This window comes from Streptomyces sp. NPDC111516, assembly GCF_055635345.1.
Genome location: NZ_JBVKBV010000001.1, coordinates 367,340 through 384,124 on the forward strand (window position 1 = coordinate 367,340; position 16,785 = coordinate 384,124).

Consider the following 16,785-nt stretch of genomic DNA (forward strand, 5'->3'; position numbering starts at 1 on the left):
GTGCGCCGCTCAGAGCCTGTCAGGTGGCCTTCGATCGGAGGTCGCCCGACAGGCTCTCAGCCGAAGAAGACTCCGGCCTCCGCGTAGAGGGCCGGATCGACCGTCTTGAGGCGGGCGGTCGCCTCCGCGATCGGCACCCGCACGATGTCGGTGCCCTGCAGGGCGACCATCATGCCGAAGTCGCCGTCCCGCACGGCGTCGATGGCGTGCAGGCCGAAGCGGGTGGCCAGCCAGCGGTCGAAGGCGCTGGGTGTGCCGCCGCGCTGGACATGCCCGAGGACGGTCGTTCTGGCCTCCTTGCCGGTGCGGCTCTCGATCTGTTCGGCCAGCCATTCACCGACGCCGGAGAGCCGGACATGGCCGAAGGAGTCGTGCGAGCCGTCCTTGAGGATCAGCTCGCCCTGCGTGGGCATGGCCCCTTCGGCGACCACCACGATCGGTGCGTAGCTGGCCCTGAAACGGGCGGTCACCCAGGAGCAGACCTGCTCGATGTCGAAACGCTGTTCCGGGATGAGGATGACGTTCGCACCGCCGGCCAGCCCCGAGTGGAGCGCGATCCAGCCGGCGTGACGGCCCATCACCTCGACGACGAGGACCCGCATATGGGATTCGGCCGTGGTGTGCAGTCGGTCGATCGCCTCGGTCGCGATGGAGACGGCCGTGTCGAAGCCGAAGGTGTAGTCCGTGGCGGAGAGGTCGTTGTCAATGGTCTTGGGTACGCCGACGCACTTGATGCCGTGCTCGTCGGACAAGGTCGCCGCCACGCCGAGGGTGTCCTCGCCGCCGATCGCGATGAGCGAATCGACCTCGTACGCGGCGAGGCTGTCCCTGATCCGGCGGACGCCGTGCTCCGCGCCGAGCGGATTGGTGCGCGAGGAACCGAGGATGGTGCCGCCGCGCGGCAGGATGCCACGCACCGCCGGGACGGAGAGCGGAACCGTCTCGCCCTCCAGCGGGCCGCGCCAGCCGTCCCGGAATCCGATGAAGTCGTAGCCGTACTCCTGTACGCCCTTGCGGACGACGGCGCGGATGACCGCGTTGAGCCCGGGGCAGTCGCCGCCCCCGGTCAGTACTCCGACCCGCATGGAAGCATCCCTTCGCCGAAGTGAGCTCAACCATGACCACGCTAATCGTGATCCAGGTCACTCGGGGATGGGCCGGAAGGTCAATTCCGTTGCGTTGGCGGATGATTGGCTCTGCTGCACGCTCCGGCGCGTTCAGGCGTCGTCGAGGCCGCGCTCGATCGCGTACCGCACGAGCTCCACCCTGTTGTGCAGTTGGAGCTTGCCCAGGGTGTTCTGGACGTGATTCTGGACGGTGCGGTGCGAGATGACCAGACGCTCCGCGATCTGCTTGTACGAGAGCCCCTTGGCGACCAGCCGCAGCACCTCTGTCTCGCGCTCGGTGAGCCGTGGGGCCTTGGGTTCGTCGGACGCGACGGGGGTGGGGTCCGAGGCGAGCCTGCGGTACTCGCCGAGGACCAGTCCGGCCAGTCCCGGGGTGAAGACGGGATCGCCGACGGCGGTGGACCGCACGGCCTCGGTCAGCTCCTGCGTACTCGCCGACTTGAGCAGATAGCCGGTGGCACCGGACTTGACCGCCTCCAGTACATCGGCGTGCTCGCCGCTCGCGGAGAGCACCAGCACCCGCAGCCCCGGGTGGGAGCCGACGAGCTCCTTGCAGACCTGCACGCCGGGCATGCCGGGCAGATTGAGGTCGAGTACGAGGACGTCGGGGGTGGCGGCCTTCGCCCGGCGCACGGCCTGCGGTCCGTCACCCGCCGTCGCCACGACCTCGAAACCGGACTCGGAAAGATCGCGGGCCACCGCGTCGCGCCACATCGGGTGGTCGTCGACCACCATCACCCTGATGGCCCGCTCCTCGGCGCCCTGGGTGTTCTCCGTGCTCATCTGCCTGATCCTGCCTTCCCCCGCGAAACCTATGAATCCTGTGAAGCGTTCGAAGCGCTTTGAAACCTACGGGACTTACGGGACTACGCGACCTTCGGGACCCTCAACTCGACCTCGGTGCCCTGGCCGGGCACCGAAATCAACTCCGCTGTGCCGCCCAGGTCACGCAGCCGCCCCCGGATCGACAGGGCGACCCCCATCCGCCCCTCCCCCTCCGCCTGGGCGAGCCGCCCTTCCGGGATGCCCGGGCCGTCGTCCCGGACCGTCACGATCACCTCGTCCGGCCAGTCCTCGACGAGGATCCAGGCCTGGGCGTTCTCCCCCGCATGGACCCTGACATTGTCCAGGGCGGCACTGACAGCGGCCGCCAGCTCCTTCGCGGCCGGGGGAGCGAGCAGCACCGGAGCGCCGGGCTCCGCGAAGCTGATCCGGGAGCCGGCGTGCGGGGCGAGCAGGGAGCGCAGGTCGCAGCCGGCCTGCCCGGACGGCCCGTCCTCCTCGTCGTCGACCTCGACGCTGCGGACCACCGCGCCCTCGGCGGCGTCCTCGGAGACCCGGGTGGTGGGCACGAGCCCGCTGGAGACCAGGGTGCGCAGGGCGACTTCCTGCTCCCCGGCCATCCGGCCCAGCTCGGCGGCCTCGCCGCCCAGCGCGGTGCCGCGGCGCTGCACCATCGCGAGGACCTGGAGCACGCTGTCGTGGATGTCGCGGGCCAGCCGTTCCCGCTCGCGGGTGGCGGCCTCGATCTCCAGCGCGCGGGCGAGGGTGCGTTCACTGGCCCTGGCCACCTCGACGACGTAACCGATGGCGATGGAGGCCACGCAGACCAGCAGGACGTTGTGGAAGGTGTCCCGGCTGGGCTCGCCGCGCTCGATGATGTTGGCGACGGCGACGAAGGTGGAGGCGAAGGCCGCCCAGCGCCAGCCGCCCTTGATCGCGAAGGCCAGCACGGCACCCGCGGTCCAGATCGACGGCAGCGTCGGACCGTCGACGTGCTGGGCCTCGAAGTCGGCGAGCGGGGTGAGGAGGATGCCGACGAGGGCGATGGCCAGGTCGGCGCCGAGGAAACGCTTGGTGCAGGCGGCGGCGCCCGCGACCTTCGGGAGAGTGGCGAGCGTCCAGGCCGACATCACCACCAGGAAGGCCACGGCCACCCACGGGCGGTCGTACCTGTCCCGGCCGAAGACGGCGAGCAGCACCGCGTAGAGCATCGTCAGAATGCGGTACGCCGTCAGCGCACTCCACAGCGGCTGCTCGACCGACATCCGTACGACCCGCTCGCGCTTGGCCATTTCCCCACCCCCCGGACGGAAACGACGCGGTCACCCGCCGAACCGTTCCGTCACTCCTGCGTCACTCCTGCGTTCCGGATCCTCCGGCCGCACGCTTCTCCTCCTCGGCGCGGCGCTTCGCCTCGTCCGCGATCTGCCGCTTGGCGGCGGTCGCATAGATGTCGACGTACTCCTGGCCGGAGAGTTTCATGATCTCGTACATCACCTCGTCGGTGACCGAGCGCAGGATGAAGCGGTCCCCCTCCATGCCGTGGTAGCGGCTGAAGTCGAGCGGTTTGCCGATCCTGATCCCGGGACGCATCAGCTTGGGCATCACCTGGCCGGGCGGCTGGATCTTCTCCGTGTCGATCATCGCGACGGGGATGACGGGCGCTCCGGTGGCCAGCGCCACCCGGGCGAGCCCGCCGGGCTTGCCGCGGTAGAGACGGCCGTCGGGCGAGCGGGTGCCCTCCGGGTAGATGCCGAAGAGCCCGCCGCTCTCGATGACCTCGATGCCCGCCTTGATGGCCGCCTCACTGGCGCCGCGGGCACCCGAGCGGTCCACCGGGAGCTGGCCGACGCCCTTGAAGAAGGCGGCGGTCAGCCTGCCCTTCACCCCGGGTGCGGTGAAGTACTCGGACTTGGCGATGAAGGTGACCTTGCGGTCCAGGACGGCCGGCAGGAAGAAGGAGTCGGAGAACGACAGATGGTTGCTCGCGAGGATCGCCGGTCCCTGTGCGGGAATGTTCTCCAGGCCCTCCACCCACGGCCGGAAGGCGAGCTTCAGACCCCCGCCGATGGAGAACTTCATTGCGCCGTAGATCAACTCGGGTGCCTCCTGTGTCCTGTCGGAACGACCTTAACCCGTGTGGCCGTCCGCGCTCCCGCCCGGCATCGGACCGAAGTGGTGGCCGCGGCCGCGGCCATGGCGGCTGCCGGTGCCGACCACCGCGGCCCGTGTCGGTGACCACCCCGGTCGGTGTCGGTGACCACCCTGGTCGGTGTCAGTCCGGTCGCGTACGGTGAAGTAATCCTTCCGCGCTCCCCCCTTTCGCTCCCCTTCGAGCCTCACGAACAGGAGACCCCGGTGCCGGTCCTGCCTGGAGCCGAGCCGTTCCGCCACGAGGGCGGAGAGGTCGGCGTCCTTCTCTGTCACGGATTTACCGGTTCCCCGCAGTCGCTGCGCCCCTGGGCCGATCATCTGGCGGAGCGCGGGCTCACCGTGTCACTGCCGCTGCTGCCGGGGCACGGCACCCGCTGGGAGGACATGCAGCTCACGGGCTGGCAGGACTGGTACGCGGAGGTGGACCGGGAGTTGCGCGCCCTGTTGGAGCGGTGCGGCCAGGTCTTCGTCTTCGGTCTCTCCATGGGAGGCGCGCTGACGCTGCGGCTGGCGGCGAAGCACGGGGACGCGATCAGTGGTCTGGTGCTCGTCAATCCGGCGAACAAGGTGCATGGCCTGTCGGCGTACGCGCTGCCGGTGGCCCGCCATCTGGTGCGGACGACGAAGGGGCTGGCGAGCGATATCGCCCTGCCGGGCTCCGCCGAGGTGGGGTACGACCGGGTGCCGCTGCACGCGGCGCATTCGCTGCGGAACTTCTTCCGCCTGGTCGATGCCGAGCTGCCGCAGGTCACCCAGCCGATCGTCCTGCTGCACAGCCCGCAGGACCATGTGGTGCCGCCCGCGGACTCGGCCCGGATCCTCAGCAGGATCTCCTCGACGGACGTCGAGGAGATCCTGCTGGAACAGAGCTACCACGTGGCGACGTTGGACCACGATGCGGAGCGGATCTTCGACGAGAGCTACCGGTTCATCGGCCGCCTCGCTCCGAGCGTCGGAAAGAAGGGGAGCACGTCAGGTGGCTGAGCACGACGCGGAGCGCGCGGGCAGCGAGGAGGGGCGCGAGCCCCTTCCCGCGGAGGGAACGGCCGTTCCCGAGGACGGTACGGATACGGGCGCGGGCCCGCAGGATGCCGCTGCCGCCCGGACGACGCCGCCGGGCGGCGACGGCGACGGACCCGACCGGTCGATCGACGAGAAAGCCGCGTGGGAGGCGATCGTCGCGGGGTACGGCGAGGAGCCGGCGGACCCGCCGGGCACCAGGCCGTTCAGGTCGATCGAGGATCTCGCATTGCCGGAGGACGATCAGTCGGGCGTCCTGGACCCGGACAAGGGGGTCGGGAAGAAGTCCCCGAAGCCGCCGGAGAAGCCGCTCGGCAGCTCGATCGTGTTCGCGCCCGGCGTCGCCGGCCCGCGGGACTACGAGCTCTCGGAGCCGAAGGACGACGACCTCGACGAGAGCGACGAGGGGCATTTCGTCCCCCCGGAGCCGCCGCCGCTGCCGGAGGCCGATGTCACGGCGAAGTTCGCCTGGCTCGCGGTCGTCGGCGGTCCGGTGCTGATGCTGATCGCGGTGCTGCTGCGGTGGGACATGACCTGGTGGCTCACGACGATCTGCGTCGGCGGCTTCCTGGGCGGCTTCGTCACGCTGGTGGCGCGGATGGAGGACGACGACGAGGACGGCGACGACCCGGGCCGCGGAGCGGTGGTCTGAGACCGGTCCGGCCGAGGCCCCGGGCCGCTGCCGCGCGGCTCAGAGCCTGGTCGCGGGCACCCGTAGCGCTGCCAGCACCGGCAGGTGGTCCGTGGCCGCTCGCAGGTCCGCTTCGGTGACACCGGGCAGCCCTGCCGGGACACCGCAGCCGAGCACCTCGATCCCGTTTGTCGCGAAGACCGCGTCGATGCGCCGCCGCGGCCGGTCCGGCGAGAAGGTGTGCTCGCCGCCCCACGGCCGGACGGTCCAGCAGTCCTGGAGGCGCCCGGCCAGCCGCCGGAATGCGGCCCCGGTCGGTACGTCGTTGAGGTCGCCCGCCCCGATGGCGTGCTCGACGCCCATCGCGTCCAGCCGTTCCAGCAACATCTCGGTCTGGGCCAGGCGTTCGTCGCGCTGCAGGCTCAGGTGGAAGCTCAGCAGACCGATCCGGGTGCCTGCGATCCGTACCACCGACGTGGCGAAACCCCGGCGGTGCAGTCCGGGGTTGAACGGCAGCAGGACGTCCTCCGTGCGCTCCACCGTGGCCCGCAGCGAGCAGAGCAGCAGCGGACCGGCCGCCGTGGCGCCGCCGCTGAGGACGACGAGGTCGGTGCGGGCCGCGAGCCAGGCGGCGCGCTTGCGCCAGCGGAAGAAGCGCGGGGCTTCCTGGATGAGGACGAGGTCGGGGGCGCAGGCCCTGATGACGCGGGCCAGCGCCGCGCGGTCGTCGCGCATCGAGCGGATGTTGTAGCTGAGCACTCTGATGACGGCCGAACCATCCGGCTCGGTACGGGAGTCGGGCAGTGGCGTCAGGACCATGCGTCTCACGATACGACGGACGCCCGCCGCACCCCACAGGGGCGCGACGGGCGTCCGGTTCTGTCCGGTTCCGGCCGGCTCAGCCCTGGCGGGCCAGGTCAGCCGCGCCCACCAGCCCTGCCTTGCCGCCCAGTTGGGCCGCGAGCACCTGGGCGTGCGGACGCCACTCGCCGCCGATCAGCCAGCGCCGGAACGACTTGCGGATCGGGCCGAGGACGAGTTCCCCCTCGTCCGACACGCCACCGCCGACGATGAACGCGGACGGGTCGAACAGCGAGGCGAGGTCGGCGAGTCCGGCACCGGCCCAGCGGGCCAGCTCGCGGAACGAGTCGATCGCCACCGGGTCGCCCTGCCGGGCGGCCGCGCTGATGTGCTTGCCCTCGATGCCGTCCACCGTGCCGTCGCCGAGGGACAGCAGGATCGTGGCGTTCTCCGGAGTGGCGTTGGCGCGCTGCTTCGCGTACCGGACGAGTGCGCGCCCGGAGGCGTACTGCTCCCAGCAGCCCTGGCTGCCGCAGCCGCAGAGCAGCCCGTCCGGGACGACCCGGATGTGGCCGAACTCGGCGGCCACACCGAAGCGGCCGCGGCGCAGCTTGTTGCCGATGATGATGCCGCCGCCGAGACCGGTGCCGAGCGTGATGCAGATGACGTCGTCGTGGCCCTGCCCGGCGCCGAAGCGGTACTCGCCCCAAGCGGCGGCGTTGGCGTCGTTCTCGACGACGACCGGAAGGCCGACGCGCTGTTCGACCTTGTCCTTCAGCGGCTCGTGCCGCCAGTTGATGTTCGGTGCGAACAGCACGGTGGCACGCTTGTCGTCGACGTATCCGGCAGCTCCGATACCGACGGCCTCGATCTGGTGGCCCTCGCTCGCGCCGGACACCGCCGACGCGATCGCGTCCACAATGCCGTCGGCCGTCGGCGGGGTCGGCACCTTGAACGTCGAGAGGATCCGGCCCTCTTCGTCGACCACTCCAGCTGCGATCTTCGTCCCGCCGATATCGACGCCGATGGTGAGTCCCATGAATCCCTCAGTTTCGGTCGAGCCCCGCTGTGGCCAACGGTACCCGAGCCGGGGGCCCGGCCCATCCGTGCCGGTCAGTCCAGGTCGATGTGCTCGCCTGCGGCGGGGCCCTCGTCGCGGGGGTCGGTGGGGTCGTCGGCCTTCTTTTCGGTGCCTGCGGGGTCCCCGGCGCCCCGGGTCCAGCGACGTTCCTGGCCTTCCACCGCGGAGCGGTAGGCGGCGAGGAGCTCACTGCCGGCCGCGGCGATGTGGTCGAAGACGTCCGGATTGCGTTCGATGACGGGCTCGACGGCCGACTTCGCCTGCTTGATGATCTGCCGCACGGTGCCCTGGGCCGCCGCGCCGAGGAACGGCGTCTGGAGGGAGGAGATCTTGTCGGCCACGGCGTCGACCAGCTTGCGCAGCTCGTCGGCGGCGGCGCCGGGCGGCGGGCCGTGCTGGGCACGGCGGCGGGCCTTCTCCGCTTCGAGGTCCTCGGCGCAGGCCTTCGCCCACGCGTCGTCGTCGGCGGGACGATCGGTGGCTTCGCTCATGGCGGACTCCTGCGACGTGGTGTGCCTGCGTACTACCGACGTTACCGGAACCGTGACGCGCCGTTCAGCTCGTCCGGGGCCACAGCCCGGGGTCCGGCGTGAACCTGACGCGGAGCACGCCGTCGGTGAGGGCGGCGCCGGATACGGTGCAGCGGCGGAGCCCGGACTCCAGGGGAACGATCCGGTGGAACGGACCCACGGTGAGGAGCAGTTCGTTGCCGCGGCGCACCAGCTGGAGGTCCGTCTTGACGGCGCCGGGCAGGGGCAGGCACCAGACGAGCACCGGGTCGCCGTCGCCGGACCGCTGGGCGGTCACGATCCGGGGACCGGGCAGCAGTGCGTCCAGGCCGTCCGGGGCGTTCGGGTCCTCGATCCACCAGGGGTCGTCGGCGCGGCCGGGCCTGCGGTCGTCCAGCTCCGCGGCGAGTCCGTCGCCCTCGAAGAGGCCGCCTCCCGTGCCCGCCTCCTCGAAGACAGTGCTGCTTGCGCCGGTGTCGAGGAGGGTGAGGTCGTCCGGGCCGCGCGGGTCGCGGCCGAGGTGGGGCACTTCGCACAGGGCCGCCGCGGGCACCCATTCCTCGTACCAGTGGTCGATGGTCTTCTCCTGCTGCGCGGCGAGGGCCGCGAACCAGGGGTCGCCGGAGTGCCTGGGCAGCACCCGGTTCACCACCAGGGTGTCGACACGCAGTCCGTGCAGGGCGAGTCCGGTACGGGCGGTGCGCAGGGCGTCCTCGGCGGCGGGGCCGGGCTCGGCGACCAGCCGGAGCGTGGTGTTGCGGTCCTCGATCAATGCCTGGACGGCGGCCAGCTCGGCGTCCTTGCGGGCGGCGGCCTCGTACAGCCACTGGGCGGGCATGGGTACGCCGGCGAGTTGGGCGAGCATCGGGCGCAGGGCGCGGGCGGCCTGGCGTTCCTGGGGCAGCAGCCGGCGCAGATAGCGGCGCAGCTGTTCGGGCAGGGCGAGCGCGGCGAGCGCTTCGCGCAGCGGCGGCAGGTCGACGACGAGGAGTTCGTAGCCGTCGGCCGACCAGTCGCCCTCGGCGGCGCGACGCAGGGTGTGCAGGAGGGCGAGCTGGGCGCTGCCGGGGAGTTCGGTGAGTTCCTCGGCGTCCAGCCGGTTCCCGCCGAGCAGGTCGAGCACGCCGGACGCCCGGTCCTGGAGGGTGAGGAGTTCGCCGCGGAAATGCTCACCGGAGTCGATGCGGGCGGACCACAGGTTGTCGGTGACTTCGGCGGGTTCCGTGCCCGCGGGGAAGCCGGGTATCGCGTCGGCGGAGAGCAGCAGGGTGCGGCGGCCCCGGCGGGCCGCGGCCAGGGCGGTCGCCGCCGCGACGGTGGTACGGCCCGCGCCGCCGGGGCCGGTGACGAGAACCGTACGCACCGGGTCAGGCCTTCTGGACGGACTCGACGCGCTTCTTCAGACCGGCCAGGGCGCGGTCGATGATGACCTTCTCCGCCTTGCGCTTGATCATGCCGAGCATCGGGATCTTGACGTCGACGGTCAGTCGGTAGGTGACCTCGGTGCGGTCGCCGTCGCCGAGCGGGGCCAGTGCGTAGGAGCCGTCGATGGCGCGCAGCATCTGGGACTTGACGAGGGTCCAGCTGACCTCGTGGTCGCCGATCCAGGTGTACGCGAGGGTGTGGTCGTCCTTGATCGCTCCGGCGTCGAGGACGAGACGGACCTTCTCGGCGCGGCCCCGGTCGTCGGTGGAGAGGACCTCGGCCTCCTTGACCTCGCCGGTCCACTCCGGGTAGCGGGCGAAGTCGGCGATCACTCCCATGACGTCGGCCGGCGCCGCCTCGATCGTGATGCTCGAGCTGGTGTGTTCAGCCATCGCCGTGGCTCCTCCAGTGCGGTGTACCGGTGCGTCGGCAGATGCCTGCCGTCAGAAGGCTATCGCGTGTACGCGGCGCCACGGCCCAGGGTCCGGCGCCGGTGCGGTCACCACTCCAGGGCCCAGGGCCTGCCCGTGGACGCGAAGTGACCCACGTTCACGCACTCGGTGGCACCGATCCGCATCCGGCGTACCAGGGGCTGGTGGACATGGCCGAACAGCGCGTACCGGGGGCGGGTCCTGCGAATGGCGTCGAGCAGGGCCCGGCTGCCGCGTTCGAAGCGGCGCGCGACCGTGTCGTACGTCAGCTCCGGCACGTCGGGCGGGATGTGGGTGCACAGGACGTCGACCGGGCCGATCGCCTCGATCTTGGCGGCGTACTCCTCGTCGCTGATCTCGTACGGGGTCTTCATCGGGGTCTTCAGCCCGCCGCCGGCGAATCCGATCACCAGGCCGCCGATCTCGACGCGTTCGCCGTCCAGGACGGTGGTGCCCGGACGTGCGTACTCGGGCCACAGGTCGGGGATGTCGACGTTGCCGTAGGTGGCGTACGTCGGGGTGGGGAAGGCGGCGAAGAGCTCGGCGTACTGCTTGCGCACCGCTGAGACGATCGCGGCGTTGCGGTCCATGCCCGCCCACAGGCCGCGGCCGAACTCGCGGGCCTCGTCGAAGCGGCGCGCGGTGCGCAGCGCGACGATCCGGTCGGCGTTCTCCACGCCGAAGAGGTCGGGGAAGATGCCGCGCGAGTGGTCGGCGTAGTCGAGGAAGAGCACCAGGTCACCGAGGCAGATCAGGGCGTCGGCACCGTCCCCGGCGCGGGCCAGGGCCTCGGTGTTGCCGTGCACGTCACTGACCACATGAACGCGGGTGCGCCGCGAGGTCGGGGTTCCTTCGCTGTTCGGTCCGGCTGGCATGACGATCACCCTAGAACCCCGCCGTGCACCTGGGTAGAGGCCGCCGGACCTGCGATTACCCCCGGCCGGTAGCGGAGGTGGACTAGTGTGCGCCCAAGGATCACGGTTGTGTGTGACGCATAAGACATCTGGCCGGAACCCCCTATCGAGAACCGAGTACTGGTGGGTAACGTCCGGGCAGTCCAGTCGTGCTCACCCCACTGAGCATCAGCCATTCTTGGACCGCAGCCGGTGCGTCACACAGAGCCGTGGCACCGGAGCCCGATGAGGAGCAGCAGTCTTGCGCGAGTTCAGCCTTCCGGCCCTGTACGAGGTCCCCTCGGACGGCAACCTGACGGATCTCATCCGCCGCAATGCCGCTCAGCATCCGGATGTCGCGGTGATGAGCCGCAAGGTGGCGGGGGCGTGGACCGATGTCGACGCCACACAGTTCCTGGCCGAGGTCAGGGGCGTCGCCAAGGGCCTGATCGCCGCGGGCGTCGAGGCGGGCGACCGGGTTGCCCTGCTCTCCCGGACCCGCTACGAGTGGGTGCTGCTCGACTTCGCGATCTGGAGCGCGGGCGCGGTCACCGTCCCGGTGTACGAGACGAGCTCGCCCGAGCAGATCCAGTGGATCCTCGGGGACTCCGGCGCCACGCTGTGCATCGTGGAGTCCGAGGCGCATCAGGACTCCGTGGCCTCGGTCCAGGCGGATCTGCCGGAGCTGAAGGGCGTCTGGCGGATCGATGACCGGGCGATCCAGCGGCTGACGGCGATCGGCGAGGACGTCTCGGACGAGACCCTCGACCTGCGGATGGCGTCCGCCAAGGCCGACGACCCGGCCACCATCGTCTACACCTCGGGCACCACCGGCCGCCCGAAGGGCTGTGTGCTCACGCACCGCAGCTTCTTCGCGGAGTGCGGCAATGTGGTGGAGCGGCTGAAGCCCCTCTTCCGTACCGGTGAGTGCTCGGTGCTGCTCTTCCTGCCCGCCGCGCATGTCTTCGGACGGCTGGTCGAGGTGGCCTCGGTGATGGCCCCGATCAAGCTCGGCTGCGTACCGGACATCAAGCACCTCACCGATGAACTGGCCTCGTTCCGGCCGACGTTGATCCTCGGTGTGCCGCGGGTCTTCGAGAAGGTCTACAACGCGGCGCGCGCCAAGGCACAGGCCGACGGCAAGGGCAGGATCTTCGACAGGGCCGCGGACACGGCGATCGCGTACAGCCGCGCGCTGGGCACTCCTCAGGGCCCGTCCATGGGCCTGAAGTTCAAGCACAAGGTCTTCGACCGGCTGGTCTACGGCAAGCTGCGGGCCGTGCTCGGCGGCCGCGGCGAGTACGCGATCTCCGGCGGCGCACCGCTGGGCGAGCGGCTCGGCCACTTCTACCGCGGTATCGGCTTCACCGTCCTGGAGGGCTACGGCCTCACCGAGACGTGCGCGGCCACGGCCTTCAATCCGTGGGACCGGCAGAAGATCGGTACGGTCGGCCAGCCGCTGCCCGGCTCGGTTGTCCGGATCGCCGACGACGGCGAGGTGCTGCTGCACGGCGAGCACCTGTTCACCGGCTACTGGAACAACGAGACGGCGTCGGCCGAGGCGCTGGCCCACGGCTGGTTCCACACGGGCGACATCGGCACGCTCGACGAGGACGGCTATCTCGCGATCACCGGTCGCAAGAAGGAGATCATCGTCACGGCGGGCGGCAAGAACGTCGCTCCCGCCGTGATCGAGGACCGTATCCGCGGGCACGCCCTGGTCGCCGAGTGCATGGTGGTCGGCGACGGGCGGCCGTTCGTGGGCGCGCTGATCACCGTGGACGAGGAGTTCCTGGGCCGCTGGGCGCAGGAGCACGGCAAGCCGGCCGGCTCGACGGCCGCGTCGCTGCGCGAGGACCCGGAGCTGGTGGCCGAGGTGCAGCGGGCGGTGGACGACGGGAACGCCGCGGTGTCCAAGGCCGAGTCGGTACGCAAGTTCCGCATCCTGTCCTCCCAGTTCACCGAGGAGGCGGGCCACATCACGCCGTCGCTGAAGCTGAAGCGGAATGTGGTGGCGAAGGACTTCGCGGACGAGATCGAGGCGATCTACCGGGGCTGACGGACGTCGGCCGGGGCCGATGACCGGCTGCCGGAACCGATGGTCATCGGCCGGGAACCGGCCGTTCAGAGCAGCGCCTTGAGCCTCTCGGCCAGCAGGTCCCAGCGCCACTTCTCCTCGACCCAGGCCCGCCCCCGCTCCCCCATCCGCTGCCGCAGCTCCGGGTCGCGGAGCAGCGTGACGATCCGGTCGGCCGTCTCCTCCGCCGAGCCGCCGCGCACCACCCACCCGGTCTCGCCGTCGAGCACGGCGTCCGGCGCGCCTCCGGAGTCGCCCGCCACCACCGGCAGTCCGGTCGCGGACGCCTCCAGGAAGACGATGCCGAGGCCCTCCACGTCGAGGCCGCCCCGACGGGTCCGGCACGGCATGGCGAAGACGTCGCCGGCGCCGCAGTGGGCGGGCAGCTCGTCCCACGGCACCGGCCCCGTGAAGTGCACCGAGTCGGCAACACCCGTCCGTACGGCCAGCTGTTCCAGCTCCTTGCGGTACGGCCCGCCGCCCACGATCAGCAGCACCGCGTCCGGCACCCGCTCCAGGATCGCGGGCATCGCGAGGATCAGCGTGTCCTGGCCCTTGCGCGGCACGAGCCGTGACACGCAGACGACGACGGGCCGGTCCGAGAGTCCGAGCCGGGCCCTGATCAGGTCTCCGCCGGAGTCCGGGTGGAAGGTCTTCTCGTCGACGCCGGGCGGCAGCTGGACCATACGGCCCGCCGCCTCGGGGGTGAGTGCGGTGGCGATCCGGGAGCGGGTGTACTCCCCCAGGTAGGTGATCGTGTCCGTGGTTTCGCCGATCCGGCCCAGCAGCTGCCGGGCCGCGGGCAGCTGGGCCCAGCCCGCCTCGTGACCGTGCGTGGTGGCGACCAGCCGCCGGGCGCCGGCCCTGCGCAGCGCCGGTGCCATCAGCCCGAGCGGGGCCGCGGCGCCGAACCACACGGACGTGCAGCCGTGTATGCGCAGCAGCTGCGTGGCACGCCGGGTGACCCTCGGGGTCGGCAGCAGCATCGTCGTCCGGTCGCGGACGACGGTGAAGGGCTGCTCGGCGTCGAAGGCGGCAGTCGCCGCGACGCCTTCGGGGCTGCGCTTCCAGGTGGAGGCGTATACGACGATCTGTCCGGGGTCCAGGCGCAGGGCCATGTTGTGCAGAAAGGCCTGGATACCGCCGGGGCGGGGCGGGAAGTCGTTGGTCACGATCAGGGTCTTGTCCATCCCTGCCGACAGTACCGGGCGGTCCGATGGCCCTCGCACAGGCCGGGCGGGCATCATGGCTCCCCGTACCACCGAGTACCCACCGGGCACCCCACCGAGGTATCCACCGACGAAACGGATGAGGCGGTCATGACCGGATCGACCGGCACGCGGCTCGCTCTCGGGGTCTGGGCCCTCACCAGGGTCGTGCTGCTGCTCTGCGTCACCAAGGTGATCACCCTGTCCGGACCGGACGTGACCAGCGACGTCTCGGTGATCTACCACGGCTGGTCCGAGGTCCTGAAGTCCGGTACGTACCCGCGGTCCGACGTCACCTGGCAGTACCCGCCCCTGGCCGCGCTCGCCGTCCTCTCCCCCGCCCTGCTGCCTTTCCTGGACTATGCGTCGGCCTTCTTCGTCCTCGCGTTCCTGTGCGACGGGCTGGTGCTGGGGCTCCTGCTGTACGCGGGCCGCGGGACCGGCCGGTGGACGGCGGGCGCCTGGGTGTGGGTGGCGGGGGTGCCACTGCTCGGTACGACCGCGTACGCCCGTTACGACGTGATGGTGACGGCGGTGGCGGTGGCGGCGCTGCTGGCGGGCGTGCGGCATCCACGGGTGCTGGGCGCGCTGGCCGCCGTCGGTGCGCTGCTGAAGGTGTGGCCGGCGCTGATCCTGGCCGGTACCGCGCGCGGGCCGTGGACGCGCCGGGCGTGGACGGCCGCGGCGGTGACGGCGGCCGGGCTGCTGCTGGCGTGCACCGTGGCGATGCCGGGTGCGCTGGCCTTCCTCGGCTTCCAGCGGGACCGGGGCACCGAGGTCGAGTCGCTGGGAGCGCTGGTCTTCCACGTGTGGCGGAATTTCGGCTGGCAGGGCCGGGTGGAGCTGCACTACGGCTCCCTGGAGTTCCTGGGTCCGCATGTGCCGCTGGTGAGCACGCTCGCCCTCGGTCTGTCCGTCGTCGCGTTCGGCTGGCTGCTGGTGTGGCGGCTGCGGGCCCGCGACTTCCGGGTGAGCACCCCGGCCGACGCGGCGTTCACGGCGGTGCTGCTGTTCACGACCACGAGCCGGGTGATCAGCCCCCAGTACATGCTCTGGCTGGTCGGCCTTGCGGCGGTCTGCCTGGTCTTCCGCGGGAGCCGGATGGTGCTCCCGGCCGGTCTGGTGCTGCTCGCCACGGGCATCACGCAGTGGGAGTTCCCGTTCGGGTTCGTCCATGTGGTGAGCAGTGACGCGACGGGCGTGACGCTGATGTTCCTGCGCAACGGCCTGCTGGTCGCGGCGACGCTCATCGCCTGCCGGCGGCTGTGGCGGCAGACGGTGTCCGGTGCGCCGCGCGACGGCGCCGGGCCCTCGGCCGCCGAATCCGACGCCGGGCACGAGACGGAACCGGTCGGCTCCTGAACCACGCGCGGCGGACAGCGCCCCGCGGTCAGCCGAGCCGGGCGCGCAGATACTCCCGCCAGAGCGCGGTGAATTCCTGCGGGGTCGTGGCGAGCACCTCCTGCATGGCCTGCTCCACCGCGCCGTCCCGCCCCGAGTGCCCTCCGACGGCCCGGTAGAAAGCGAACAGCTTCTTCTCGCCCCAGTGGTCGGCGATCAGCTCGCAGGCCAGCCAGCCGCCCTCGTACGCCTTCGCCAGGCGTGCCGAGTCGCCCGCGAAGTCGAAGTCCTCGTCCGTGGGGAGTCCGGCGGGCAGCTCGCCGCGCGCGACGGCGTCGGCCAGTTCGGGCGCGGCCCGGGCGGCGGTACGGTCCTCGGCGCGGTAGGCCGCCCAGTCGGCGAAGCCCTCGGAGAGCCAGGTCGGGGTGGCGGCGGAGGTGCGGGCGCGGGTGGCGACATGGGTGATCTCGTGGGTGAGGACGATGCGCTGCCCGAAGGTGCTGAGCACGCCGTACGCCTGCGGGTTGACGATCACCCGGTCCGCGGGCGCCCGGTCCGCACTGCCGGTGCGCCCGGTGGTCACGGCCGCGATGCCCCGGTAGTTCGCCGCCGGTGACCCCAGCAGCCCGGCCATGTCCTCCACGGTGTGCGGTACGAGCACCAGCACGCGGCCGGCCCAGCGTTCCGGCCAGGCCCCGGAGACGGCGGGCACCGCCCGGTCCGCGGTCCGGGCGATCCCGCGCAGCTCCTGCTCCGTGCGGCCGACCCCGAGGACGAGGCTGTGCTCTCCGCGTACCACCCGCACATCGCCCTGCTGCCAGAGCTGCCCGGCGCCGTCCTTGCCCGCCCGGTCGCCGGTGATGTACCAGCGGCCGTCCGCCCGGTCCCGTCGCAGATCGAGCACCCGGTCCACGGCGACCGGGGCTGCGTCGTAACCCTTGATCGCATAGCGCAGCCGGACGTCGGCGGTGACCCGGTCGGTGCCCTGTGCGGTCACGTCCGTCAGCCGGTACGTCCACGAGTTCAGCGGTACGTCCGCGAGGTTGTCCAGTTCCCGGCGCTGGGCCGTGCGCAGCCCGGTGGCCCGCGGGTCCACGACGGCCAGGTAGGCGTCCGTGTCGTGGGCCGGGACGGCGGCCGCGCGGCGGTCCAGGGTGGCCCGGACACCTTGGACGGTGGAGCCCGGGACGGCGTCGTCGTCTGGGGCCGCGCAGGCGGAGACCAACAACAACCCGACTAGCAGCACGCCGGCCGCGCGCCGTCCTCCGTCACATCCCCGCCGTGCGGTACGCCGTCTGTGGGTC

Annotated in this window: 16 protein-coding genes; 4 read left to right on the top strand and 12 right to left on the bottom strand. The window is 71.4% G+C overall.

Features of this window, described 5'->3' with window-relative positions; all coding sequences use genetic code 11:
- Positions 1-56: 56 nt before the first annotated feature.
- The 4 genes from ACZ7L9_RS01715 to ACZ7L9_RS01730 form a co-directional block, all read right to left on the bottom strand.
- Positions 57-1,085, bottom strand: a complete 1,029-nt coding sequence (locus tag ACZ7L9_RS01715; RefSeq protein ID WP_471411550.1) for a 6-phosphofructokinase — start codon at positions 1,083-1,085, stop codon at positions 57-59.
- 132 nt (positions 1,086-1,217) lie between these two features.
- Positions 1,218-1,910: a response regulator gene (locus ACZ7L9_RS01720; protein WP_471411552.1), complete on the bottom strand. Its 693-nt coding sequence runs from the start codon at positions 1,908-1,910 to the stop codon at positions 1,218-1,220.
- Positions 1,911-1,993: 83 nt separating this feature from the next.
- On the bottom strand, positions 1,994-3,202 hold the full coding sequence (gene macS, locus ACZ7L9_RS01725; RefSeq protein WP_471411554.1) for a MacS family sensor histidine kinase: 1,209 nt from the start codon (positions 3,200-3,202) through the stop codon (positions 1,994-1,996).
- Between the two features lie 61 nt (positions 3,203-3,263).
- Positions 3,264-4,007, bottom strand: coding sequence for a lysophospholipid acyltransferase family protein (locus ACZ7L9_RS01730; protein ID WP_471411556.1), 744 nt, complete (start codon positions 4,005-4,007; stop codon positions 3,264-3,266).
- A 261-nt stretch (positions 4,008-4,268) separates the two neighbouring features.
- Between ACZ7L9_RS01730 and ACZ7L9_RS01735 the strand changes: the two genes are divergently transcribed.
- Both ACZ7L9_RS01735 and ACZ7L9_RS01740 read left to right on the top strand, forming a co-directional pair.
- A complete protein-coding gene (locus ACZ7L9_RS01735; RefSeq protein ID WP_471411558.1) occupies positions 4,269-5,048 on the top strand; it encodes an alpha/beta hydrolase in 780 nt (259 codons plus the stop codon).
- Positions 5,041-5,736, top strand: coding sequence for a hypothetical protein (locus ACZ7L9_RS01740; protein WP_471411560.1), 696 nt, complete (start codon positions 5,041-5,043; stop codon positions 5,734-5,736). Before ACZ7L9_RS01735 ends, ACZ7L9_RS01740 begins: the two co-directional genes overlap by 8 nt.
- A 39-nt stretch (positions 5,737-5,775) precedes the next feature.
- Here ACZ7L9_RS01740 and ACZ7L9_RS01745 read toward each other — a convergent pair whose 3' ends face one another.
- From ACZ7L9_RS01745 to ACZ7L9_RS01770, 6 genes are all read right to left on the bottom strand, one after another.
- Positions 5,776-6,534: an endonuclease/exonuclease/phosphatase family protein gene (locus ACZ7L9_RS01745; protein WP_471411562.1), complete on the bottom strand. Its 759-nt coding sequence runs from the start codon at positions 6,532-6,534 to the stop codon at positions 5,776-5,778.
- Between the two features lie 79 nt (positions 6,535-6,613).
- Positions 6,614-7,555, bottom strand: a complete 942-nt coding sequence (locus tag ACZ7L9_RS01750; protein WP_384450474.1) for an ROK family glucokinase — start codon at positions 7,553-7,555, stop codon at positions 6,614-6,616.
- A 74-nt stretch (positions 7,556-7,629) separates the two neighbouring features.
- Complete coding sequence (locus ACZ7L9_RS01755) at positions 7,630-8,088, bottom strand: DUF5304 domain-containing protein (protein WP_471411564.1); 459 nt, start codon at positions 8,086-8,088, stop codon at positions 7,630-7,632.
- 64 nt (positions 8,089-8,152) lie between these two features.
- Positions 8,153-9,469: an ArsA family ATPase gene (locus ACZ7L9_RS01760; RefSeq protein ID WP_471411566.1), complete on the bottom strand. Its 1,317-nt coding sequence runs from the start codon at positions 9,467-9,469 to the stop codon at positions 8,153-8,155.
- Between the two features lie 4 nt (positions 9,470-9,473).
- A complete protein-coding gene (locus ACZ7L9_RS01765) occupies positions 9,474-9,923 on the bottom strand; it encodes an SRPBCC family protein (RefSeq protein WP_471411568.1) in 450 nt (149 codons plus the stop codon).
- Positions 9,924-10,030: 107 nt separating this feature from the next.
- Complete coding sequence (locus tag ACZ7L9_RS01770) at positions 10,031-10,837, bottom strand: metallophosphoesterase family protein (RefSeq protein WP_471411569.1); 807 nt, start codon at positions 10,835-10,837, stop codon at positions 10,031-10,033.
- Between the two features lie 280 nt (positions 10,838-11,117).
- On the opposite strand from ACZ7L9_RS01770, the gene ACZ7L9_RS01775 reads away from it, so the two are divergent.
- On the top strand, positions 11,118-12,914 hold the full coding sequence (locus ACZ7L9_RS01775) for an AMP-dependent synthetase/ligase (protein WP_471411570.1): 1,797 nt from the start codon (positions 11,118-11,120) through the stop codon (positions 12,912-12,914).
- 65 nt (positions 12,915-12,979) lie between these two features.
- Here the strand turns inward: ACZ7L9_RS01775 and ACZ7L9_RS01780 are convergent, their stop codons facing one another.
- The gene (locus ACZ7L9_RS01780; RefSeq protein ID WP_471411571.1) at positions 12,980-14,122 is read right to left on the bottom strand and encodes a glycosyltransferase family 4 protein; all 1,143 of its coding nucleotides are present in this window, start codon (positions 14,120-14,122) and stop codon (positions 12,980-12,982) included.
- A 129-nt stretch (positions 14,123-14,251) separates the two neighbouring features.
- On the opposite strand from ACZ7L9_RS01780, the gene ACZ7L9_RS01785 reads away from it, so the two are divergent.
- The gene (locus ACZ7L9_RS01785) at positions 14,252-15,502 is read left to right on the top strand and encodes a glycosyltransferase 87 family protein (protein WP_471411573.1); all 1,251 of its coding nucleotides are present in this window, start codon (positions 14,252-14,254) and stop codon (positions 15,500-15,502) included.
- A 28-nt stretch (positions 15,503-15,530) separates the two neighbouring features.
- Here ACZ7L9_RS01785 and ACZ7L9_RS01790 read toward each other — a convergent pair whose 3' ends face one another.
- Positions 15,531-16,724 carry a hypothetical protein gene (locus ACZ7L9_RS01790; RefSeq protein WP_471412737.1) on the bottom strand — a complete coding sequence of 398 codons (1,194 nt, stop codon included), beginning with the start codon at positions 16,722-16,724 and terminating at the stop codon, positions 15,531-15,533.
- Between the last annotated feature and the right edge of the window lie 61 nt (positions 16,725-16,785).